At 72.4% G+C, this 20,418-nt stretch carries 20 protein-coding genes and 1 pseudogene; 14 read left to right on the top strand and 7 right to left on the bottom strand.

Features of this window, described 5'->3' with window-relative positions; all coding sequences use genetic code 11:
• The first annotated feature begins 164 nt into the window (after positions 1–164).
• The 4 genes from ACN27C_RS13940 (at position 165) to ACN27C_RS13955 (ending at position 3,554) form a co-directional block, all read left to right on the top strand.
• Complete coding sequence (locus ACN27C_RS13940) at positions 165–1,310, top strand: LCP family protein (protein WP_120573384.1); 1,146 nt, start codon at positions 165–167, stop codon at positions 1,308–1,310.
• A 109-nt stretch (positions 1,311–1,419) separates the two neighbouring features.
• Positions 1,420–1,698 carry a F0F1 ATP synthase subunit epsilon gene (locus tag ACN27C_RS13945; RefSeq protein ID WP_047893558.1) on the top strand — a complete coding sequence of 93 codons (279 nt, stop codon included), beginning with the start codon at positions 1,420–1,422 and terminating at the stop codon, positions 1,696–1,698.
• Positions 1,699–1,710: 12 nt separating this feature from the next.
• Entirely contained in the window at positions 1,711–2,166 is a 456-nt protein-coding gene (locus tag ACN27C_RS13950) for a DUF2550 domain-containing protein (RefSeq protein WP_121684028.1), read from the top strand.
• Positions 2,167–2,978: 812 nt separating this feature from the next.
• Complete coding sequence (locus ACN27C_RS13955; protein ID WP_422751314.1) at positions 2,979–3,554, top strand: hypothetical protein; 576 nt, start codon at positions 2,979–2,981, stop codon at positions 3,552–3,554.
• 45 nt (positions 3,555–3,599) lie between these two features.
• Here ACN27C_RS13955 and ACN27C_RS13960 read toward each other — a convergent pair.
• Together ACN27C_RS13960 and ACN27C_RS13965 are read right to left on the bottom strand one after the other, a co-directional pair.
• A pseudogene (locus ACN27C_RS13960) lies at positions 3,600–3,934 on the bottom strand (glyoxalase).
• On the bottom strand, positions 3,910–4,482 hold the full coding sequence (locus ACN27C_RS13965) for a cob(I)yrinic acid a,c-diamide adenosyltransferase (protein ID WP_013475364.1): 573 nt from the start codon (positions 4,480–4,482) through the stop codon (positions 3,910–3,912). The pseudogene ACN27C_RS13960 and the gene ACN27C_RS13965 overlap by 25 nt, the downstream one beginning before the upstream one ends.
• Here ACN27C_RS13965 and murA point away from each other — a divergent pair.
• Together murA and ACN27C_RS13975 are read left to right on the top strand one after the other, a co-directional pair.
• A complete protein-coding gene (gene murA / locus ACN27C_RS13970; RefSeq protein ID WP_422751315.1) occupies positions 4,481–5,902 on the top strand; it encodes a UDP-N-acetylglucosamine 1-carboxyvinyltransferase in 1,422 nt (473 codons plus the stop codon). The two genes, ACN27C_RS13965 and murA, sit on opposite strands and share 2 nt — an antisense overlap.
• Before the next feature lie 69 nt (positions 5,903–5,971).
• A complete protein-coding gene (locus ACN27C_RS13975; RefSeq protein ID WP_120573389.1) occupies positions 5,972–6,820 on the top strand; it encodes a 3-hydroxyacyl-CoA dehydrogenase family protein in 849 nt (282 codons plus the stop codon).
• 40 nt (positions 6,821–6,860) lie between these two features.
• Here the strand turns inward: ACN27C_RS13975 and ACN27C_RS13980 are convergent, their stop codons facing one another.
• The 3 genes from ACN27C_RS13980 to ACN27C_RS13990 all read right to left on the bottom strand — a co-directional run bounded on the left by ACN27C_RS13980 (position 6,861) and on the right by ACN27C_RS13990 (position 9,450).
• Positions 6,861–7,670, bottom strand: a complete 810-nt coding sequence (locus ACN27C_RS13980) for an alpha/beta hydrolase (RefSeq protein WP_422751317.1) — start codon at positions 7,668–7,670, stop codon at positions 6,861–6,863.
• Between the two features lie 86 nt (positions 7,671–7,756).
• Entirely contained in the window at positions 7,757–8,605 is an 849-nt protein-coding gene (locus ACN27C_RS13985; protein WP_121685142.1) for an ABC transporter permease, read from the bottom strand.
• Positions 8,602–9,450 carry an ABC transporter ATP-binding protein gene (locus ACN27C_RS13990; RefSeq protein ID WP_120573394.1) on the bottom strand — a complete coding sequence of 283 codons (849 nt, stop codon included), beginning with the start codon at positions 9,448–9,450 and terminating at the stop codon, positions 8,602–8,604. Before ACN27C_RS13990 ends, ACN27C_RS13985 begins: the two co-directional genes overlap by 4 nt.
• An 86-nt stretch (positions 9,451–9,536) precedes the next feature.
• Here ACN27C_RS13990 and ACN27C_RS13995 point away from each other — a divergent pair, with 86 nt between their 5' ends.
• The 5 genes from ACN27C_RS13995 (at position 9,537) to ACN27C_RS14015 (ending at position 15,353) form a co-directional block, all read left to right on the top strand.
• Positions 9,537–10,061: a PadR family transcriptional regulator gene (locus ACN27C_RS13995; protein ID WP_302905151.1), complete on the top strand. Its 525-nt coding sequence runs from the start codon at positions 9,537–9,539 to the stop codon at positions 10,059–10,061.
• Positions 10,058–10,738, top strand: a complete 681-nt coding sequence (locus ACN27C_RS14000) for an ABC transporter ATP-binding protein (protein WP_120573396.1) — start codon at positions 10,058–10,060, stop codon at positions 10,736–10,738. Before ACN27C_RS13995 ends, ACN27C_RS14000 begins: the two co-directional genes overlap by 4 nt.
• Positions 10,735–12,888: an FtsX-like permease family protein gene (locus tag ACN27C_RS14005; protein ID WP_422751319.1), complete on the top strand. Its 2,154-nt coding sequence runs from the start codon at positions 10,735–10,737 to the stop codon at positions 12,886–12,888. Before ACN27C_RS14000 ends, ACN27C_RS14005 begins: the two co-directional genes overlap by 4 nt.
• A 103-nt stretch (positions 12,889–12,991) precedes the next feature.
• A complete protein-coding gene (locus ACN27C_RS14010) occupies positions 12,992–15,004 on the top strand; it encodes a protein meaA (RefSeq protein ID WP_121685146.1) in 2,013 nt (670 codons plus the stop codon).
• 52 nt (positions 15,005–15,056) lie between these two features.
• Positions 15,057–15,353 carry a DUF1540 domain-containing protein gene (locus ACN27C_RS14015; protein ID WP_120574165.1) on the top strand — a complete coding sequence of 99 codons (297 nt, stop codon included), beginning with the start codon at positions 15,057–15,059 and terminating at the stop codon, positions 15,351–15,353.
• 10 nt (positions 15,354–15,363) lie between these two features.
• Here the strand turns inward: ACN27C_RS14015 and ACN27C_RS14020 are convergent, their stop codons facing one another.
• Complete coding sequence (locus tag ACN27C_RS14020) at positions 15,364–15,981, bottom strand: DUF4126 domain-containing protein (RefSeq protein ID WP_120573399.1); 618 nt, start codon at positions 15,979–15,981, stop codon at positions 15,364–15,366.
• A gap of 71 nt (positions 15,982–16,052) precedes the next feature.
• Here ACN27C_RS14020 and nucS point away from each other — a divergent pair, with 71 nt between their 5' ends.
• Complete coding sequence (nucS, locus tag ACN27C_RS14025; protein WP_252454510.1) at positions 16,053–16,712, top strand: endonuclease NucS; 660 nt, start codon at positions 16,053–16,055, stop codon at positions 16,710–16,712.
• 9 nt (positions 16,713–16,721) lie between these two features.
• Here nucS and ACN27C_RS14030 read toward each other — a convergent pair whose 3' ends face one another.
• Positions 16,722–18,224 (bottom strand): aldehyde dehydrogenase family protein, encoded by a 1,503-nt coding sequence (locus ACN27C_RS14030; protein ID WP_422751320.1) that lies wholly within the window; start codon positions 18,222–18,224, stop codon positions 16,722–16,724.
• Positions 18,225–18,442: 218 nt separating this feature from the next.
• Here ACN27C_RS14030 and ACN27C_RS14035 point away from each other — a divergent pair, with 218 nt between their 5' ends.
• Positions 18,443–18,889, top strand: coding sequence for an FHA domain-containing protein (locus ACN27C_RS14035; protein ID WP_120573401.1), 447 nt, complete (start codon positions 18,443–18,445; stop codon positions 18,887–18,889).
• 365 nt (positions 18,890–19,254) lie between these two features.
• Positions 19,255–20,319 carry an alpha/beta fold hydrolase gene (locus tag ACN27C_RS14040; RefSeq protein ID WP_364802457.1) on the top strand — a complete coding sequence of 355 codons (1,065 nt, stop codon included), beginning with the start codon at positions 19,255–19,257 and terminating at the stop codon, positions 20,317–20,319.
• Positions 20,320–20,418 lie beyond the last annotated feature (99 nt).

Here is a 20,418-nt window from a genome sequence, read left to right on the forward strand (position 1 = left end):
CGCCTTTTCGGGTCACCGCACTACCAGATGCCCGGTTCTCCGGCAAGCAGTTCGCCGGATCGCGCGGTACCGTTCCTGACACGACTTCACATCCCGGCCGTTGATCTCTGCAACCAAACGGACCCCCGCGCCCGTCTTCCTACCCGTGGGCGCGACGATTGGAGATGCTCGTGGGCGGTAAGGGCGGCGCGGATCGCGGGAAGCGGTCCATGTGGCGCGGCGTGCCCCGGTGGGCCCGCGTCTGCACGATCCTGGGCATCGTCATGGTGGTGCTCAGCGGCTCCGTGCTGATCGGCTCCCGCGCCCTGGTCGCCCGCTACGAGGGATCGGTGGGCAAGGCCGACCTCTTCGGTGACCAGGCCGCCGGCGCCAACGAGAAGAAGAGCGACATCAAGGGCCCGCTCAACATCCTGCTCGTCGGCGTGGACCCCCGCACGTCGACCGCCCGCCCCCTGGCTGACTCGATCATGGTCCTGCACGTGCCCGCCACCATGGACCGCGGCTATCTCTTCTCGCTCCCGCGCGACCTGCGGGTCGACATCCCGGCCTTCCCCAAGGCCGACTACGCGGGCGCCAACGACCGGCTCAACGCGGCCATGTCGCACGGCAGCAACGTGCCCGGCCAGAACCCCAGCACCGCACAGGGCTTCGAGCTGCTCGCCCTGACCGTGCAGGAGGTCACCGGCATCAAGCGCTTCGACGCCGGCGCGATCATCAACTTCAGCGGGTTCAAGAAGATCGTCGACGCCATGGGCGGAGTCGACATGTACATCGAGCGGGAGGTGCGCTCCGAGCACCTCCAGCCGGACGGCACCCCGCGCCAGCTCCGGCCCGGCGGCGGGGGCTACCTCGGCCCGCAGGCCGTGTACAAGAAGGGCAACGCCCACCTGGAGGGCTGGCAGGCGCTGGACTACGTCCGGCAGCGCTATCCGAAGAACGGCGTGCCGGACGGCGACTACGGCCGGCAGCGGCACCAGCAGCAGTTCGTCAAGGCGATGGCGAGCCAGGCGTTCAGCGCCGACGTGGTGACCAACCCGGTCAAGCTGGACCGGGTACTGCGCGCGGCCGGCAAGTCGCTGGTGTTCAACGGACGCGGCAACAGCGTGGTGGACTTCGGGCTGGCCCTGAAGGACATCCGCCCGGACGCGATCGAGACCATCAAGCTGCCGGGCGGGGGGATCGGCACCGGCAGCAACTACCGGGGTGAGCAACTGCTCGAACCGGCGGAGGACTTCTTCACCGCCCTGCGTACCGAACAGCTCGACGCTTTCCTCCTGGAGCACCCCGACTTCGTCCAGAAGACCAAGTAGCCTGAGCGGGTGCGGGGCCGTGGTGGTCCGGCTCTCACCACCCGCGTTGGGTGGGCTGCGGGGGCGCGACTAGACTTTCGGCAATCCGCCGCCGCAGCAAGGAGACAGCGTGGCACAGCAGCTTCACGTCGAGCTCGTAGCCGTCGAGGAGAAGGTCTGGACCGGCGAGGCCGAGATGGTCGTCGCCCGGACGACCGAGGGTGAGCTCGGTGTGCTGCCGGGGCACGCACCTCTGCTCGGCCAGCTCGCCGAACCCAGCCAGGTACGCATCAAGCAGGCCGGTGGCCAGCAGGTCGCGTACGACGTGGCCGGCGGCTTCCTGTCGGTGACCGGTGAGGGCGTCACGGTCCTCGCCGAGAGCGCAACCCCCGCCACCCCGGCCCGCTGAGCCGACCCGCCGATGGAGATCGTCGAAGGGATCGGAATCGGCTTCGCGATCGTCGTCGTCGCGCTTCTGATCCTCTTCATCCGGCGGGCCCTGTTCACACGTAGCGGTGGCATCATCCGGCTGAGCGTCCGGGTCAACACGATCCTCGACGGTCGTGGCTGGTCACCCGGGTTCGGCCGGTTCGTGGGCGACGAACTCCGCTGGTACCGCATGTTCAGCTTCGCGCTGCGCCCCAAGCGGGTGCTCTCGCGCAAGGGGCTGGCGGTCGAGCGCCGCCGGCTGCCCGAGGGGCAGGAGCGCATGTCGATGCCCGCCGAGTGGGTGATCCTGCGGTGTACCAGCCACCACGCGCCGATCGAGATCGCCATGGCGCGTTCCACCGTCACGGGATTCCTGTCCTGGCTCGAGGCCGCCCCACCCGGGGCGGTCTCGCCGCGTCTGGCCTCCCAGGACTGGCCCGCCGCCTGACCCCCTGACCCCCGGACCTCCGCCCCCTGTCACGGGTCGCGGTAGGCGCCTTCGCTGCGGCCGATCTTGGACTTCTGGCGCCGCAGATGCCCACTTCGCACCCTTCGCGAGGCACCACACCTCCAAGATCGCCGAGCCTCTCCCGCAGCACCCCGCGATCTTGCACTTAGGCACCTCGCAAACCGCGCAAACAGGGCACGCGCAGGGCGCGAACCGCAAGATCGCGGATGCCTCCCCGGGGCCCCGCTCACGCTCTTGGCGCCGGGCAGCTCTGCCCTGCCCCTGGCTGGGTCGATCATGAGGTTGACGGCGGTTGGCGTCCGGTTTGTCGCCGTTAACCTCATGGTCGACGCCGTCGGGCGGGTTGCCGTGAGGGTGCGGGGGTGCTTCGAGGTGGGGGAGTCGGCATCCTGAGCCTGTGTGGGTGGGGTGTCCGGTTCGGGGGTGGTGGGCGGCACTCTGACGGTGGAATCGCCGGCGGGTGGGTGGCGTTGTAACCCGGTGAACGACCGAGCATCGGCCGTGCCCCGCGAGCGGGGCGGCACGAGCCGGGGAATGATCCTGGCGGGCTGGTCGTTGAACACGGTTCCGACGACGTGAACCCCCGCGCCGCCCGGTGGCGTGCGCCGCCTCGGGAATGGTGGCGGGTGGCGGGTCGTTGGACATGCTTCCGGCGCCGCGCAGAGGCACCCCCGGTGCCCCGCGAGCAGCCGAGATCCCCCCTTGAAGACTTTCTTGAGCGCCTGACGGTGCTCGCACCCGCGCCGACCCCCGTCGGTGTGGGCGTCGATCCCCCGAATGGAGCCCCCATCATGAACACGATCCTGCGGAAGAGCATCCTGGGTATTGCTGGTCTGGCCTTCACCGGTGGCGTCTTCGCCGGTCCGGTGGCCGCCCACGCGGCGGACACCACCCACGCGGTCAAGCCGGTGAGCGTCACGGTGCAGGGTGACAAGCTGATCCCGCACGGCGTGCAGGGCAACCAGTCCCACATCGACCTGAACGACGAGCAGACCAAGAACGTGAAGGCGATCATCGCCGCGACGAAGAAGGCCAGCATGGACGAGCGCGCCGCGGTGGTGTCGATCGCGACGGCGTTGCAGGAGTCGAAGCTGGAGAACCTCGGCCACCTCGGTGACCGCAACGACCACGACTCGCAGGGCCTGTTCCAGCAGCGCCCCTCCTCCGGCTGGGGCACGGTCGAGCAGATCACCGACCCCGAATACTCGACCACCGCGTTCCTGAAGGGTCTGAAGCAGGTCGACGGCTGGCAGGACATGCCGCTGACCAAGGCCGCCCAGACCGTCCAGGTCTCCGCCTACCCCGACCACTACGCCCAGTGGGAACAGCAGGCCGCCGACCTCGTCGCCGAACACTGGAACAAGTAAGAGATGCGAAGGCCGGCACCCCGAAACAACGGGGTGCCGGCCTCTTCACGTCTCCGCGACCAGCTCGACCTCGTACCCCTGCCCGTCGGTGAGGTACGCGGCGTAGCTGTCCGGGCCGCCCGCGTGCGGGTGCCGGTCCGGGAACAGCAGCGTCCAGCCGTACCCCGGGGCGGTGGCGACCAGGCGCTCGACGGCGGCCGGCGGGCCGGCGTGGAAGGCCAGGTGGTTCAGGCCGGGCGCGCACCTGTCGTGGGTGCGGCCGGTGAGCGCCGGTGGCCGAGAAGCCAGCCCCAGGAACGACTGGCCGCCGCGATGTCGGGTACCCACACCTCCACGTGATGGAGGCCGCCGATGGTCAGCGCTTCCCGCCCGGCACCCATAGCACGTCGCCGTCCGGATTTGCCGTTCTTGAGAGGATAAAGAGCAAATCGGAGAGCCGGTTGAGATACTTTGCCGGGAGGGGACTGGTCCGATCGGGGTCGTGTGCGACCAGCGCCCATGCCGCACGCTCGGCGCGCCGGGCGGTCGTCCGTGCCACGTGCAGCAGTGCCGCGCCCGCGGTGCCGCCGGGGAGGATGAAGGAGTCGAGCTTGCTCAGGCGCGCGTTGTACTCGTCGCACCAGCCCTCGAGGCGCTCGACGTACTCCTCGGTCACCCGCAGCGGCGGGTACTTCGGGTCCGGCTCGACAGGCGTCGCCAGGTCCGCACCGACGTCGAACATGTCGTTCTGCACGGACTCCAGCACGGCCCGCAGCTCGTCCGAGAGCTGCCCCAGGGCGAGCGCGACGCCGATCGAGGCGTTGCACTCGTCCACGTCCGCGTACGCGGCGATGCGCGGATCGGTCTTCGGCACCTGCTCGTTGTTGCTCAGCCTGGTCATGCCGGCGTCGCCGGCCTTGGTGTAGATGCGCGTGAGGTGGACGGCCATGACGCACAGCCTACGGATACCGGAACTGACGATCCCGGCCCGGCCGAGTCCGGTGGGTCCGGGTGACGCGGGAGATCCGGCGCTCAACGACGTCGACGTCATCCGGGTACGCGGCGACGCCCGGCTCGCCGGCACCGTGCACGTGGTGGGTGCGAAGAACTCCGCGCTGAAACTGATGGCCGCCGCGCTGCTCGCGCCCGGCCGCAGCCTGATCACCAACGTGCCCCGGATCACCGACATCGCGATCATGGGCGAGGTGCTGCGGCGGCTCGGTTGCGGCGTACGTTTCGGGCCGGACGACCCGGTCGACCCGATGGTGGCGCACGGCGGTGTGGAGCGGTCCCGCTCGGTGCTCATCGACGTGCCGGAACGGCCGGGCGCGGAGGCCGACTACGACCTGGTGCGGCGGCTGCGCGCGTCGATCTGCGTGCTCGGCCCGCTGCTGGCCCGCCGGGGGTACGTCCGGGTGGCCCACCCCGGCGGCGACGCCATCGGCTCGCGTGGGCTGGACATGCACATCGCCGGGCTGGCCCGGATGGGCGCGGAGATCTCCGGTGAGCACGGCTTCGTCATCGCCGAGGCGCCGGACGGGCTGCACGGCGCCGACATCGTGCTGGACTTCCCGAGCGTGGGCGCGACCGAGAACCTGGTGATGGCGGCGGTGCTGGCCCGGGGTGCCACGACGATCGACAACGCGGCCCGCGAGCCGGAGATCGTCGACATCTGCACGATGCTGACCCGGATGGGCGCGCGGATCGAGGGGGCCGGCACGTCGACGCTGCACATCGTCGGTGTACCCGAGCTGCGGCCGGTCCGGCACGCCACGGTGGGGGACCGGATCGTCGCCGGCACCTGGGCGTTCGCCGCCGCGATGACCCGCGGGGACGTGACGGTGACCGGCCTGGACGCGGCGTACCTGGAGGTCGCGCTGGACAAGCTGGTCGCGGCCGGCGGCCTGGTGGAGACGCGGGGCGACGCCTTCCGGGTACGCATGGACGACCGCCCGAGGGCGGTCGACGTGGTCACGCTGCCCTACCCGGGCTTCGCCACCGACCTGCTGCCGATGGCGATCGGACTCGCGGCGGTGAGCGAGGGCGGCTCGCTGATCACCGAGAACATCTTCGACGGCCGGTTCATGTTCGCCAACGAGATGATGCGGCTGGGCGCGGAGATCCGTACCGACGGCCACCATGCCCTGGTGTGCGGCCGGGAGCGGCTGTCCGGCGCCCCGGTGCGCGCCACCGACATCCGGGCCGGCGCCGGGCTGATCATCGCCGGGCTCTGCGCCGACGGGCTGACCGAGGTCTCGCACGTGCACCACGTCGACCGGGGCTACCCGGACTTCGTGGCGGACCTGCGGGCGCTCGGCGTCGAGGTGGAGCGCGGCACCGCGCCGGAGGAGCCGGACCTGGCCATCTGACGGCCGGGGCTTATCCCTCGTTAAGTAGGGTTCTCCCAGACGTTGCAGAACACGGCGAGGGAGAAGCAGATGGCGGGTCGACTCGCGGTCGTCGGTGCCGGGCTGATGGGCTCGGGCATCGCCCAGGTGGCGGCGCAGGCGGGCTGGCAGGTGACGCTGCGCGACATCGACGACGCGGCCACGAAGCGCGGTGTGGACGGCATCCGGAAGTCGCTGACGAAGTTCGCCGAGAAGGGCAAGATCGAGGCGTCCGAGGTCGAGGCGACGCTGGCCCGGATCACCCCGACCACCGAGCTGGAGGCCGCCGCCGACGCGGACATCGTGGTCGAGGCGGTCTTCGAGAAGATCGAGATCAAGCACGAGGTGTTCCGCGCGCTCGACAAGATCTGCAAGGCGGACGCGGTGCTCGCCACGAACACGTCGGCCATCCCGGTGACCCAGATCGCCACCGCCACCGAGCGCCCGGAGTCGGTCGTCGGCACGCACTTCTTCTCGCCGGTGCCGATGATGAAGCTCTGCGAGCTGGTACGCGGCTACAAGACCAGCGACGCGACCATGGACACCGTCAAGTCGTTCGCCGAGGGAATCGGCAAGACCGTGGTGGTGGTCAACCGGGACATCGCCGGTTTCGTCACCACCCGGCTGATCTGCGCGCTGGCGATGGAGGCGGTCAAGCTCGTCGAGTCCGGCGTGATCTCCGCCGAGGACCTGGACACCGCCTGCAAGCTGGGCTTCGGCCACGCCATGGGCCCGCTCGCCACCGTCGACCTGACCGGCGTGGACGTGCTGCTCAACGCCACCCGCAACATCTACACCGACACCGCGGACGAGAAGTTCTTCCCGCCGGAGCTGCTCCAGCGCATGGCCACCGCCGGCGACCTGGGCCGCAAGACCGGCCAGGGCTTCTACTCGTACTGACCGGCCCGTCCCGCCCCCGGCCCGCGCGGCCGGGGGCGGTTCACGTCCGGGGTGGGCTGAGCGCGGCGCCGATCAGCGCGAACGCGTCCGGGATGACTGTCCCCCAGTAGCCGAAGTTGTGCCGCCCGTCGGCCCAGGCGGCGCGTACCGGCTCCTCGGGCAGCACCCGGGCCAGCGCGCGGACATCCTTGAGGAAGTTGTCCTGCCGCCCGCACCACAGCCCCACCGGGGTGCCGCGCAGCTTCTCCACACCGGTGAAGACCGCGTCGCCGGGGCTCACCGCGGGGGAGAAGGCCGCCGCCATCCGCAGCCACTTCGGGTACGTCTCGGCGAGCAGCAACGCGCCGAAGCCGCCCATCGACCAGCCCCACACGGCCAGCCGGCTGCTGTCGAAACCGCGCCGGGCGCACCAGGTGGGCACCTCCTCGCGCACCATCCGCTGCGGGTCGTCGTCGCCCGAGGCGCGCCACGACAGCCGCCCGCCGGTGGCGCCCGCGAGCGCGAACGGCGGGGCGCCCCGGCGTACCGCGTCGGTGAGGAAGCGGGCCAGTCCGAACCGGCCGTAGTCGCGCGGGGTGGCCGACGCGCCGTGCAGCACCAGGCAGACGGGCAGGCCGCGGCCGTCGCCGTACCCGTCGGGCACGGCCGTCCAGAAGTCCACCTCGCGGCCGCGCGCGGCGGACGCGATGCGGATCAGCCGCTCGTCGCCGGGCGGGGCGTCCGGCAGGTCCGGGGCCGGTCCCGGGCGGGGGCCGGAGAGCTGCCGGGCGGCGAGGCCGCCGACCACCGCGGCGCCGGCCACGCCGGCGGCGGCGCCGAGCAGGGTACGCCGGGTCAGCGTCGATGCCATGCCGGCGAGTGTGCCACCGCGAGGCGCGCGTTAAGAAGGGGCCCTTCCTCTACCTCAGGCGTTAAAAGGGGGCCCTTCCTTACACCTCAGCCGTCGCGCTTGGTGGTCCAGCGGAACGTGGTCAGGCACAGCACCAGGCCGATGACGCACCACGCGCCCAGCACCAGCGCGACGGTGCCCAGCTCGAACGAGCCGCCCGGCTCCCGGGCGCCGAAGCTGTCCGGCAGGAAGACCGAGCGCAGCCCCTGGCACATCCACTTCAGCGGGAAGATCGCCGCGACCTGCTGCATCCAGGTGGGCAGGCTGGTGAAGACGAAGAACACGCCGGAGATGAACTGGAGCACCAGCGCGACCGGGGTGACCACCGCCGAGCCGCTGCGGGCGGTGCGGGCCAGCGACGAGATCGCGATGCCGCACAGCGTGCAGGCGGTGACGCCGAGCACGGAGACCCACGCGAACGTCAGCCACTTGGCGGTGGTCTGCGGCAGGTCCAGGTCGAACATCGCCACCGAGACGGCGAGCAGCAGCACGGTCTCCGCGATGCCGATGACCACCACCATGATCACCTTGCCGGCGAACCAGACCCACTTCGGCATCGGCGTGCCGCGGTAGCGCTTGAGCACGCCGCGGTCCCGCTCGATCGGGATCCAGATGCCGAGGTTCTGGAAGCTCACAGTCATCAGGCCGGTCGCGATCATGCCGGTGATGAAGTACTGCGTGTAGCTGACCCCGGGCGCGATCTCGTCGCTGAAGATCGCCGCGAAGATCAGGATCATGATGATCGGGAAGCCCATCGTGAACACGACGGACTCCCGGCTGCGCAGGAACTGGGTGATCTCCAGCCGCCCCTGACGCAGCGCCAGCGCGCCCGCGCCGGGCCGCCGGGCGGCGGTCGCGGCGGTGACCGGGGCCGCGTGCTTCGTCGTGGTGGTCATGAGTGTCCGATCATCCGCAGGTAGACGTCTTCCAGGGTCGGCCGGGTCACGGTGAGGCCGGGTACCTCGCCGCCGAAGCGCGCGGCCAGGTCGGCCACCAGCGCCGTCGGCGTCGCGGTCTCCGCCGAGGCCGGCGTCCCGTCCGGGGTACGCCAGGAGACGGTCGCCAGCGACTCCTGCCGGTTGCCCAGCGCGTTCGGCGGCGCGACCTCGATCACCCGCCCGGCGGCGATCACGCCGACCCGGTCGGCGAGCGCCTCGGCCTCGTCCAGGTAGTGGGTGGTGAGCACGATCGTGGTGCCGGCGGCGGACAGGTCCCGGATCAGCTCCCAGAACTCGCGCCGGGCCTCCGGGTCGAAGCCGGTGGTCGGCTCGTCGAGGAAGAGCAGCTCGGGGCGGCCGATGATGCCCAGCGCCACGTCCAGGCGGCGCTTCTGCCCGCCGGAGAGCGTGTGCGTGCGCGCCTTCGCCTTGGCGCCCAGCCCGACCCGCTCGACCACCTTGTCCGGGTCGTCGGCCTCCGGGTAGAAGCCGGAGAAGTGGCGGACCACCTCGATGACGCTGAGCTCGTCGAACTCGCCGGTGCCCTGGAGCACGATGCCGACCCGGGAACGCCAGCCGGCGTCGGGGTGGGCGGGGTCGGCGCCGAGGACGCGTACCTCGCCGGCGTCGCGCTGCCGGTAGCCCTCCAGGATCTCGACCGTGGTGGTCTTGCCGGCGCCGTTCGGGCCGAGCAGGGCGAACACCTCGCCCCGGCGGACGTCCAGGTCCACCGAGGCGACGGCGACGTTGTCGCCGTACGCCTTGCGCAGCCCTCGCACGGAAATCGCGAGCTCGTTCTCCATGACGTCAAGTGTGCGTCGTGCGGTCGCCCGTTCCACTGCCGGGTCAGCTATATACGCGAGGTATACACTCGGTGTAGTCTCTGGTCATGACCGTTCCCCTGACCCTGCTCGGGCTGCTCGAACGCGAGCCGAGCCACGGCTACGACCTCAAGCGCGACTACGACACCTTCTTCGGGCGCGGCAAGCCGCTGCCGTACGGGCAGGTCTACTCGACGCTGAGCCGGCTGGCCCGCGACGGCAAGGTGGTGGTCGGCGACGTCGCTCCCGGTGCCGGGCCGGACCGCAAGCGCTACGTCATCACCGACGTGGGCGCCACCGAGGTGGAGCACTGGCTGACCGAGCCGGTCGAACCGGAACCGCACCTGCAGACCGTGTTGTTCACCAAGGTCGTGCTCGCGCTGATGCTCGACCGCCCGGCCGAGGAGTACCTGGACACCCAGCGCGCCGCCCACCTGCGCCGGATGCGCGAACTCACCGAGATCAAGCGCAGCGGCGAACTCGTCGACGTGATGCTGGCCGACCACGGCCTCTACCACCTCGAGGCGGACCTGCGGTGGATCGAGACGACGGGCGCCCGGCTGGACGCCCTGAGAAAGGCGGTACGGCCATGAGCCCGATGATCGAGGCACGCGACGTCACGTACGCGTTCGGCGAGACACCCGCCCTGCGCGGCGCGAGCCTCGCCGTGGGGGCCGGCGAGGTCGTCGCCGTGATGGGACCGAGCGGCTCCGGCAAGTCGACGTTGCTGCACTGCCTGGCCGGCATCCTGCGCCCCGACTCCGGTGAGGTCCGTTTCGACGGCACCCGGATCGACACGCTCGGCGAGGCCGACCGCAGCGCGCTGCGCCGCGACAGCTTCGGCTTCGTCTTCCAGTTCGGCCAGCTCGTGCCCGAACTCACCGCGGCGGAGAACGTGGCGCTGCCGCTGCTGCTGCGCGGTGTCCGCCGCACTCCGGCGCTGCGCGCCGCGCGGGGCTGGTTCGAGCGGCTCGGCCTGGCCGGCATGGAGCACCGCCGCTCCGGGGAACTGTCCGGTGGGCAGGCCCAGCGGGTCGCGCTGGCCCGCGGCCTGGTCGCCGAGCCGCGGGTGCTGTTCGCCGACGAGCCCACCGGCGCGCTCGACTCGCTCACCGGCGAGGAGGTGATGACGCTGCTGGTGGACGCCGCCCGCGAGAAGGGCACCACAGTCGTCCTGGTGACGCACGAGGCGCGCATCGCCGCGTACGCCGACCGGGAGGTCATGGTGCGGGACGGCCGGGTCAACGCCCCCGCCGGGGTCGCCTCGTGATCGGGCTCGCGCTCCGGCTCGCCGTCGCCGGTGGCCGGGAGGCGCTGGTCCGGCTGGTCGCCGTAGCCGCCGCCGTCGCGGTCGGCACCGGGCTGCTGCTCACCACGCTCGCCGGTGTGCACGCCACCGACGCCCAGCTCACCCGCTACGCGTCGATGTACCCGCAGGAGACGGCGGGCGGGTCCGCCGACCCGCTGCTGTGGTCCACCCGCACCGACTACTTCCGGGGCGATCAGATCCTCCGTATCGACGTCGCCGCGACCGGTCCGGACGCGCCCACGCCGATCGGCGTCCCCCGCGCGCCGGGGCCCGGCGAGTTCTACGCCTCCCCGGCGCTGCGCGACCTGCTGGCCACCATCCCCGCCGACCAGCTCGCCGACCGCTACCCGGGCCGGGACCTCGGCGTCGTCGGGCCGGCGGCGCTCACCTCGCCGGACACCCTGCTCGTCCTGGTGGGCGGCACCCCGGAGCAGGTCGGGAAGCTGGACCAGGTCAGGAAGGTCACCCGGCTCGACGACAACCGGGCTCCGCTGCCGAGGGCGGCGATCGACCTCATCCTCGGCGTGGCCGCGGGCGGACTGCTGTTTCCCGTACTCGTCTTCATCGGCACGGCGACCCGGCTCGGCGCCGCCCGCCGGGAGCAGCGGTTCGCCGCCATGCGGCTGGTCGGGGCCACGCCCCGGCAGATCTCGGTCGTCGCGGCCGTCGAGGCCGCGCTCGCGGCGGCGGCCGGCGCGGCGGCCGGCTTCGCGGCGTTCTTCGCGTTCCGCGGGCAGCTCGCCGGCATTCCGTTCACCGGCATGCCGTTCTTCCCCGGCGACATGGCCATCGGTGCGCCGGAGGCCCTCCTGGTGGCCCTCGGCGTGCCGGCGGGCGCGGCGGCCGCGGCCTGGGTCGCGCTGCGCCGGGTCCGGATCTCCCCGCTCGGTGTCAGCCGCCGGGTCACGCCCCGGCCGCCCCGGGCGTACCGGCTGATCCCGCTCGCGCTCGGCCTGGCCGGGCTGGGCTTCGCCCTGGTGTACCGACCCCCCACGTCGGACGGCCAGACCGCGCTGTTCCTGCCCGCCCTGCTGCTGGTCATGGTCGGGCTGATCACCGGCGGCCCGTGGCTGACCATGGTCGGCGCCCGGGCGATGGCCGCCCGGGCCAGCCGGCCGGCCGCGCTGATCGCCGCGCGCCGGCTCGCCGACAACCCGGCCGCCGGGTTCCGGGCGGTGAGCGGCGTGATGCTCGCGCTGTTCGTCACGACGGTGGCCGTGGGCGTGATGGGGACGATCGCGCACGAGCGCGGTCCGGCGCCCCGGGGTTCCCTGGAGGCCGGCCGGCTGTCGATGGTGCTGACAAACGACGCCCCGGCGCCGGCCACGCTGCTGGCCGATCTGGCGGCGGTTCCCGGCGTCCGCAACCCGGTGCTCGTCCGGGAGAACCCGGTACGCGGTGACGGCCGCGACTCCGGCGTGATCGCCTGCGTGGACATCCCGCCCGCCTACGGGCGGTGCGCCACGGGGGCGAGCGTCGCCGAGGTGCCGCCGGACCTGATCCCCTGGGGGGAGTCCGCCTCGGCCGACCGGGTCTGGCCGTCGTCCCCGGTGGGCCCGGCCGCCCTCGCGGGACTCCCGGCGGGTTCGGTGGCGGTCGAGGCGGAGGACCCGGTCGCGGTGGAGCGGGCCCGGACGCTCCTCGAAGCCGCGTTCCCCACCTTCTTCGTGGCACCGAACGTGCCCGGCGACTTCGAGGCCGACTTCGCCGACACCATGCGGGGCTGGCAGCGGCTGGCCGACCTCGTGGTGGTGGCCGGTCTCGCGCTCGCCGGATGCAGCCTGGCCGTGGCCGTGGCGGCCGGCCTCAGTGAACGGAAAAGGCCGTTCAGCCTGCTTCGGCTCAGCGGCGCCCCGGTGCGGCTGCTGCGCCGGGTGGTGGCCCTGGAGAGCACCGTGCCGCTGCTGACCGTCGCCGTGGTGGCGGTCGGGATGGGACTGGTCGCCGCGCAGCTGTTCCTGCGCGCGCAGATGGACTACGACCTGCGCGTGCCGGGGATCGGGTTCGCCGCGGTGGTGGCCCTCGGCGTGCTCGGCTGTCTCGCGGTCATCGCGGCCACCCTGCCGCTGCTGGAACGGATCACCGGTCCGGAGACCGCCCGCAGCGAGTGACCCGTACGGTGGGCCGGCCGAGCACGCCGGCCCACCGGCACGGGCATCGGGTTGTGTGGTTTTCCACACTCTCTTTTACTGAACGGTAACTTAAACTCCGGCCATGGACGACGCGATGCCGGGACGGCTGCCCGAGCGGGACCGCCCGTGGGTGATGCGCACGTACGCCGGGCACTCCTCCGCCGCGGCCACCAACGCGCTCTTCCGCCGCAACCTGGCGAAGGGGCAGACCGGCCTGTCGGTCGCCTTCGACCTGCCCACCCAGACCGGGTACGACCCGGACCACGAGCTGGCCTCCGGCGAGGTGGGCCGGGTCGGCGTGCCGGTGGCGCACCTGGGTGACATGCGGGCGCTGTTCGAGGGCATCCCGCTGGCCGAGATGAACACCTCGATGACCATCAACGCCCCGGCGATGTGGCTGCTCGGCCTCTACGGCACCGTCGCCGCCGAGCAGGGCGCGGAGCTGAGCCGCTGCGCCGGCACCACGCAGAACGACATCATCAAGGAGTACCTGTCCCGGGGGACGTACATCTTCCCGCCGGCGGCGTCGCTGCGGCTGACCGCCGACGTGATCGCGTACACGCTGCGTGAGATGCCCCGGTGGAACCCGGTGAACATCTGCTCGTACCACCTCCAGGAGGCCGGCGCCACGCCGGTGCAGGAGGTCGGCTTCGCGCTGGCCACCGCCGTCGCCGTGCTGGACACCGTGCGCGACTCCGGCCAGGTGCCGCCCGAGCGGATGGGCGACGTGGTCCAGCGGATCTCGTTCTTCGTCAACGCCGGGGTGCGCTTCGTCGAGGAGATCGCCAAGATGCGCGCGTTCGGCGCGCTCTGGGACGAGATCACCCGCGACCGCTACGGCGTGGAGAACCCGAAGCAGCGCCGGTTCCGCTACGGCGTCCAGGTCAACTCGCTGGGCCTGACCGAGGCGCAGCCGGAGAACAACATCCAGCGCATCGTGCTGGAGATGCTCGGCGTCACGCTGTCCCGCGACGCCCGCGCCCGCGCCGTGCAGCTGCCCGCCTGGAACGAGGCGCTGGGCCTGCCCCGCCCGTGGGACCAGCAGTGGTCGCTGCGCATGCAGCAGGTGCTGGCGTACGAGTCGGACCTGCTGGAGTACCCGGACCTGTTCGCCGGATCGCACGTGATGACCGCGCTGGTCGACGACATCGTCTCCGGCGCCCGGGTCGAGCTGGAGAAGGTGCTGGAGATGGGCGGCGTGGTCACCGCCGTCGAGACCGGCTACCTCAAGAGCGCGCTGGTGGCCTCGCTCGCCGACCGGCGCCGCCGGATGGAGTCCGGCTCGGACGTGGTGGTCGGCGTCAACCGGTTCACCGAGACCGAGCCGTCGCCGCTGACCGCAGCCGGCGCCGAGGCGATCGAGCAGGTCGACCCGGCCGTCGAGGAGGCGGCAACCGACGGCGTACGCCGGTGGCGGGCCGACCGGGACGCGGCGGCGGTCGAGGCGGCGCTGGACCGGCTGCGCGCCGACGCCGCCACCACGGCGAACCTGATGCCGGCGACGCTGGACTGCGTGCGGGCCGGTGTCACCACCGGCGAGTGGGCGGGCGCGCTGCGCCAGGTGTACGGCGAGTACCGCGCGCCGACCGGCCTGGCCGGGGCGGTCGGCACAGCCGGTGACGCGACCCTCGCCGGGGTCCGCGAGCGGGTCGTCGCGACCGCCCGGGAGCTGGGCAGTGGCCGGCTGCGGCTGCTGGTCGGCAAGCCGGGGCTGGACGGGCACTCCAACGGCGCCGAGCAGATCGCGGTACGCGCCCGCGACGCCGGGTTCGAGGTGGTCTACCAGGGCATCCGCCTGACCGCCGGGCAGATCGTCGCGGCGGCGGTGGAGGAGGACGTCGACCTGGTCGGCCTCTCCGTGCTGTCCGGCTCGCACCTGGCCGCCGTGCCGGCGGTGCTGGACGGGCTGCGCGCGGCCGGGCGGGGCGACCTGCCGGTGGTGGTGGGCGGGATCATCCCGGCCGCCGACGCCGACGCGCTGCGCACCGCCGGGGTGGCCCGGGTGTTCACGCCGAAGGACTTCGCGCTCACCGGCATCATCGACGAACTCGTCACCGTGATCCGCGAGGCGAACGCGCTGGATCCCGCACGCTGAAAGCATCACAAAGCCTAAAGTCGGGGCAAGACACCCACTGAAGGGCGAGATGATGACCGCGTCGTTGGAGATGCCCCGGGTCCAGGAGTGCGCCGTCCGGTCCTGCGCCTACAACCACACGAACGACTGCCACGCGTTCGCCATCACCATCGGCAGCAGCGACCACGCGCACTGCCACACGTTCGTGGAGATGCCCGTGCGCGGCGGCATCGACCAGCTCGTGGCCCAGGTCGGTGCGTGCTCGCGCTCGGACTGCCGGCACAACGCCGACCTGGAGTGCCACGCCCCGGCCATCACCGTCGGCCCGGACATGGACATGGCCGACTGCATGACGTACGAGAGCCGCTGAGCCGCCACGGTCAGACGCGGAAACCGGCCTCCCGGGCGGCGGCGCGTTCCCGGCGCCGCTCCCGTCGACGGCGGAACAGCCAGGGCACGAAGAGCACCAGGCCGACCAGGAACACCAGCACCAGCACCGGCAGCAGCAGCGCCACCACCGACATGACGACGCTCGTCGCGTCCTCGGCGGTGCTGGCCACCGGCGCGCCCACACCGGCCGTGGTCGCGTTGATGACCGGCCGGGCGGCGGCCTTGAGCAGGTGCACGCCGAGCGCGATGAACACGCCGACCACCACCGGCACCCACTGGTGCGACGAGAAGAACGTGTCCGGGTCGCTGACGGTGACCGTCTCCGAGCCGGCGCCCGCGCCGAACGCGAGCCCGCCGGCCGTCGGCCGGACCACCGTCTGCACCACGTCGTTGACGTGGTCGACCACCGGCACCTTGTCGGCCACCACCTCGACCGCGAGCAGGACCGCGAGGATCAGCACCACCCAGCCGTTGCCGAGCCACTGCCAGCCGCTCGGCAGCTCGACCAGATCGGTGTAGCGGGACAGCAGACCCATCAGCAGAAGCGGGATGTAGGCGTTCAGGCCCGCCGAGGCGGCCAGGCCGGAACCGGTGAGGACTTCGAGCACGATCTCAATATGGCACCGGTACGCCAGTGGCGCTCGTCGGCGTCCGCCGGGGCCTCGGCTACCCTCGGCGGGTGCGGTTGGTCATTGCGAAGTGCTCGGTGGACTACGTCGGACGGCTCTCGGCCCATCTGCCCCCGGCGACCCGGTTGCTGATGGTGAAGGCGGACGGGTCGGTGTCGATCCACGCCGACGACCGGGCCTACAAGCCGTTGAACTGGATGAGCCCGCCCTGCCGGCTGGAGGAGGCGCCCGGCGTCTGGCGGGTGGTCAACAAGGCCGGCGAGGAACTGCGCATCACCCTGGAGGAGATCTTCCAGGACACCTCGTACGAGCTGGGTGTGGACCCGGGCCTGCGCAAGGACGGCGTCGAGGCGCACCTCCAGGAGCTGCTCGCCGCGAACCCGGCGACGCTGGGGGAGGGCTACACGCTGGTCCGGCGGGAATACATGACCGCGATCGGGCCGGTCGACCTGCTCTGCCGGGACGCGGCCGGCGGCGCGGTGGCGGTCGAGGTGAAGCGGCGCGGCGAGATCGACGGCGTGGAGCAGCTCACCCGCTACCTGGAGCTGATGAACCGCGATCCGCTGCTCGCGCCGGTGGCCGGCGTGTTCGCCGCGCAGGAGATCAAGCCGCAGGCCCGGGTGCTCGCCACCGATCGGGGCATCCGGTGCGTCGTGGTCGACTACGACAAGCTGCGCGGCATCGAACGCGACGAGCTGACGCTGTTCTGAGGCGCTGCCTCAGCGGCCCCGGCCGTACATCAGCTTGGCGATCTTGACGATGCGGGCAACGTCGGCCGGGGTGCGCTCGAACGTCATCGCCGGCAGCAGCGACCGGGCCCGGCGGCGGGTGACCGACTTGGGCCGGCCGAACTCGCGCAGCCCCTCCTCGCCGTGGATGCGGCCGAAGCCGGACTCGCCCGTGCCGCCGAACGGCAACGTCGACATGCCGGCGAACGTCAGCGCCGAGTTGACCGAGGCCATCCCGGAACGCAGCCGCCGCGCCACCGCCACCGCCCGCGCCCGGCCGAAGACCGAACCCCCGAGCCCGTACGGCAGCGCGTTGGCCCGCTCGACCGCCTCGTCCACGTCGCTGACACGGTTGACCACGAGCGTCGGCCCGAACGTCTCCTCCTGCACGGCGGCCGAGTCCTCCGGCACGTCGACCAGGACCGTCGGGTGCACGTACGGCGGCTGGACCGCCTCCGGGCCGCCGAGCACCGCCCGGCCGCCCCGGTCGATCGCGTCGTCGATGTGCCGGCGGATGATGTCGATCTGCGACGGCATGGTGATCGGGCCGAGGTCGGACCCGTCGGCGCCCACTGTGAGCCGGCCGGCCTTCGCCACCACCTTGTCGACGAAGGCGTCGAAGACCTGGTCGACCGCGTAGACCCGCTCGATGCCGATGCACGTCTGGCCGGCGTTCGTCAGCCCGCCCCACACGCACGCCTCCGCCGCGGCGTCCAGGTCGGCGTCCGAGTCGACGATCATCGCGTCCTTGCCGCCGGCCTCCAGCAGCACCGGCGTGAGCGACTCGGCGCAGGCGGCCATCACCCGCTTCGCGGTCGCGGTCGAGCCGGTGAACGCCACCTTGCCGACCCCGGAACGGCACAGCGCCGCACCGACCGCGCCGAAGCCGTGCACCACCTGGAACACCGGCTGCTCCGGCACCACCTCGGCGAACCGGTCGACCAGCCACTGACCGACCGCAGGGGTGTACTCGCTCGGCTTGAACACCACGGCGTTGCCGGCCGCGAGCGCGTACGCGGCGGAGCCGATCGGCGTGAAGACCGGATAGTTCCACGGGCCGATCACGCCGACCACGCCGTACGGCTGGTATTCGAGGTGACCGGTGAACTCGGCGAGGATCAGGCGGGAGCGGACCCGGCGCGGCCCGAGCACCCGCCGGGCGTTGCGGGCCGCCCAGTCGATGTGCTCCAGCGCGGTGAGGATCTCCACCACCGCGTCACCGACCGGCTTGCCGCCCTCGGTGTGCATCAGGTCGGCCAGCTCCTCGATCCGCCGGGCGAGCACACCGCGCCAGCGCTGGAGGCGGTCCCGTCGGCCGGCGAAGCCGAGCCCGGCCCACCAGTCGCCGGCCTCCCGGGCGCGGTCGACAGCGGCACGCACGTCCGCCTCGGCGGCCAGCGGGAATCTGCCTGCCTCGGCGCCGGTGGCCGGGCTGGTCGACACCAGCAGACCCTCGGAGATGAGCGGGGCGCCCGGCACATGCACAGCGGTCATGGCCGAAGTCTAGACCCGAGGATTACTCGCCGGTAGGTGTCGAACGCGCCGTACGCTGCGCGGACGATCAGCCGTCGCATCGACGGAAGTGCCGTCCGAAACGGCGAACGGGAGATGACCGGCCGGGGTCGCGGGGGTGACCGCGCGGTGGTGCAAGCCACTACGGTGAGGTGGCAGGCTGACGCCGCGGGGCGATGTGGGGTGGAGGTCGACTGTCCATGGAGGAGCATCCTGAGCTGATGCCGTTGCTGACGGTGTCCGGCGGGGCGATGCGTGGGCTCACGTTCCGGGTCGGCCAGGACGCGCAGGTGATCGGCCGCGCGCCGACCGCCGACATCGTGCTCGCCGACCCGCACCTGAGCCGGCGGCACGCCACCGTCCGGGCCACCCCCGAAGGGGTGATGCTCACCGACCTCGGCTCGACCAACGGCACCTGGCTCAACGACACCCGGGTCACCGGCAGCGTGGCGATCGCCGACGGTGACGTGGTCCGGCTGGGCCGTACCGACCTGCGCCTCTACGACCCGGGCGTGGCCCGGACCGACCCGGTCGGGATGAGCTTCGGCGCGCTGCGCCGCGACCAGCGTCCCACCCTGCCGCTGCCCGTCCCCGGGCCGCGCCAGCCGATCGAGGCGCGCGAGGCCCAGCCGGCCGACGCCCGCTAGCCCTCCGCACCCGCCGCGTTCCCGGCGCTCCTTACCCGGCCCACCCACCCGCGTTGATCAAGGAGTTTGGGTACGGAAACGGCTCCCGCGGTGACGCAAACTCCTTGATCACCGCGGCGATGCGACCGGCGACGGGGCCGGCGGACGGGTGGGTGGGCCGGGTGGGCGCTTCCAGGCCCGTCGATCATGACGTTGGCGGCGTTCTGCGTCTGATTTGTCGCCGCTAACTTCATGATCGACGCGCTAAGGGGGGTGGCGCGTGCGTGCGGTTCCGTGAGGCGGGGGGTGTGCGCCCATGGTTGGGGTGGGCGGTGTGGGGGTGGGAGACATGGTGCGGGGGTGGGGGCGCGTGCCAGCATGCGCGGATGCGCAGCGCACGGCTCACGGTCCAGGCCAACGGCATCACCCAGGCGGTCCGCGTGGCCGGTCCACCGGACGGCGTGCCGGTGCTGCTGGTGCACGGCAACGTCTCCTCCTCCGCGTTCTGGGAACCGCTGCTTGCCCGGCTGCCGGACACGCTCCGGGTGGTCGCTCCCGACCTGCGCGGCTACGGCGAGACCGACACCGCGCCGGTCGACGCCACCCGAGGGCTGGACGACTTCGCCGACGACGTGGCCGCGCTGCTGGACGCCCCGGGGCTGTTCCGGCCCGGCGCGCGGCCGGTGGTGGCCGGGCACTCGCTGGGCGGTGGGGTGGCGATGCGGCTGCTCGTCGGCCACTCGGAGCGGGTGGCCGGTCTGTTGCTGGAGGCGCCGGTGTCCCCGTACGGCTTCGGCGGCACCCGGGACCTCGACGGCACCCCGACGACGCCCGACTTCGCCGGCACCGGTGCCGGCGGCGCTAATCCGGACTTCGTGGCCCGGCTCGCCGCCGGTGACCGGGGCGCGGACGGCCCGACCAGCCCGCGTGCGGTGCTGCGTGCCGCGTACGTGGCCGACCCGGCGTCCCTGGGCGACGACGAGGACCTGCTGCTGGAGAGCATGCTGACCACCGCCACCGGCGACGACAACTACCCGGGCACCGCCGTCGCCTCGCCGCACTGGCCGGGGACCGCCGCCGGGCCGCGCGGCGTGCTCAACGCGCTGGCCCCGGCCCACTTCCGGCTCGCCGACGAGTTGGTCGCCGCGCCGGTCAAGCCGCCGGTGACCTGGGTACGCGGCGACGCCGACGTGATCGTCTCGGACACCTCGCTGTTCGACCTGGCGTACCTCGGTCAGCTCGGTGTGGTGCCCGGCTGGCCCGGCCCGCAGGAGTGCCCGCCGCAGCCGATGGTGGGGCAGACCCGCGCGGTGCTCCAGCGGTACGCGGCGGCCGGCGGGACCTACCGGGAGGTGGTGCTGCCCGGCTGCGGGCACAGCCCGCACCTGGAGCGGCCGGCGGAGTTCGTCGCCGAGCTGCTGGCGCTGGTGGGGGAGAACGCCACCGGGTGAGGCGCGGTGCGTGAAATATCCCACGGCGTCTCGACAACACAGCGTCACGTGGCAGACTCCGGCGCATAACCTTAGCGGCCGTTCATGTCGCGAACGGCG

This window comes from Micromonospora sp. WMMD1219 (assembly GCF_049315215.1).
Taxonomy (GTDB): Bacteria; Actinomycetota; Actinomycetes; order Mycobacteriales; family Micromonosporaceae; genus Micromonospora; species Micromonospora tulbaghiae.

What these genes read in the sequence shown, in the direction of transcription:
- ACN27C_RS14015 (WP_120574165.1), top strand. Translation starts at nt 15,057, where the DNA reads ATGACCGCGTCGTTGGAGATGCCCCGGGTCCAGGAGTGCGCCGTCCGG.
- ACN27C_RS13975 (WP_120573389.1), top strand. Translation starts at nt 5,972, where the DNA reads ATGGCGGGTCGACTCGCGGTCGTCGGTGCCGGGCTGATGGGCTCGGGC.
- murA (WP_422751315.1), top strand. Translation starts at nt 4,481, where the DNA reads ATGACGCACAGCCTACGGATACCGGAACTGACGATCCCGGCCCGGCCG.
- ACN27C_RS13980 (WP_422751317.1), bottom strand. Translation starts at nt 7,670, where the DNA reads ATGGCATCGACGCTGACCCGGCGTACCCTGCTCGGCGCCGCCGCCGGC.
- ACN27C_RS13965 (WP_013475364.1), bottom strand. Translation starts at nt 4,482, where the DNA reads ATGGCCGTCCACCTCACGCGCATCTACACCAAGGCCGGCGACGCCGGC.
- ACN27C_RS14040 (WP_364802457.1), top strand. Translation starts at nt 19,255, where the DNA reads ATGCGCAGCGCACGGCTCACGGTCCAGGCCAACGGCATCACCCAGGCG.
- ACN27C_RS13985 (WP_121685142.1), bottom strand. Translation starts at nt 8,605, where the DNA reads ATGACCACCACGACGAAGCACGCGGCCCCGGTCACCGCCGCGACCGCC.
- ACN27C_RS14000 (WP_120573396.1), top strand. Translation starts at nt 10,058, where the DNA reads ATGAGCCCGATGATCGAGGCACGCGACGTCACGTACGCGTTCGGCGAG.
- ACN27C_RS13995 (WP_302905151.1), top strand. Translation starts at nt 9,537, where the DNA reads ATGACCGTTCCCCTGACCCTGCTCGGGCTGCTCGAACGCGAGCCGAGC.
- ACN27C_RS14035 (WP_120573401.1), top strand. Translation starts at nt 18,443, where the DNA reads ATGGAGGAGCATCCTGAGCTGATGCCGTTGCTGACGGTGTCCGGCGGG.
- ACN27C_RS14030 (WP_422751320.1), bottom strand. Translation starts at nt 18,224, where the DNA reads ATGACCGCTGTGCATGTGCCGGGCGCCCCGCTCATCTCCGAGGGTCTG.
- ACN27C_RS13990 (WP_120573394.1), bottom strand. Translation starts at nt 9,450, where the DNA reads ATGGAGAACGAGCTCGCGATTTCCGTGCGAGGGCTGCGCAAGGCGTAC.
- ACN27C_RS13955 (WP_422751314.1), top strand. Translation starts at nt 2,979, where the DNA reads ATGAACACGATCCTGCGGAAGAGCATCCTGGGTATTGCTGGTCTGGCC.
- ACN27C_RS14010 (WP_121685146.1), top strand. Translation starts at nt 12,992, where the DNA reads ATGGACGACGCGATGCCGGGACGGCTGCCCGAGCGGGACCGCCCGTGG.
- ACN27C_RS13940 (WP_120573384.1), top strand. Translation starts at nt 165, where the DNA reads ATGCTCGTGGGCGGTAAGGGCGGCGCGGATCGCGGGAAGCGGTCCATG.
- ACN27C_RS13950 (WP_121684028.1), top strand. Translation starts at nt 1,711, where the DNA reads ATGGAGATCGTCGAAGGGATCGGAATCGGCTTCGCGATCGTCGTCGTC.